Below are 383 nucleotides of genomic sequence, written 5' to 3'. Positions count from 1 at the left end.
AGCAGCCGCAGCTGCGCCGCCAGCGCCGCGCTTCGCCCGGGCCGGTGGGCGGTGAATTCCTCCGCCAGTTCGGCGAAGCGCTGCGGCACGCGGTGGGCAACCAGCGCCGCCGGCTCCAGCGGCAGCAGCAGCGCCGCCTCGGGCAGCGTGTCCTCCGCCAGCAGCTCCGCCGCCCAGGGCAGGGCGAGGCTCAGCACCCAGCCATCCGTGCCGGGCTGGAAGGTGAAGCCGTGGATCACCGCCGGCGGCAGCAGCAGCAGGGCGGGGGCGGCGAAGTCCCGCTCCTGCCCGTCGAACTGCGCGCGGCCGCCGCCCTGCTCGGCCAGCAGCAATTGCAGCAGGCCGGGATGGCGGTGCGGCGCGATGTGCCAGCCATGCGGCAG

Annotated in this window: 1 protein-coding gene; it reads right to left on the bottom strand. The window is 76.2% G+C overall.

Annotated elements, in window-relative coordinates:
- Nucleotides 1-383: AraC family ligand binding domain-containing protein (locus SxD43FB_RS24420; protein WP_176482940.1), on the bottom strand; the 383-nt coding region annotated here is incomplete at both ends.

This window comes from Sphingobium sp. D43FB (assembly GCF_002312805.1).
Lineage (GTDB): Bacteria > Pseudomonadota > Alphaproteobacteria > Sphingomonadales > Sphingomonadaceae > Sphingobium.
The sequence above is the reverse complement of the archived record's forward strand: the minus strand, read 5'-3'. Positions and strand labels throughout refer to the sequence as shown.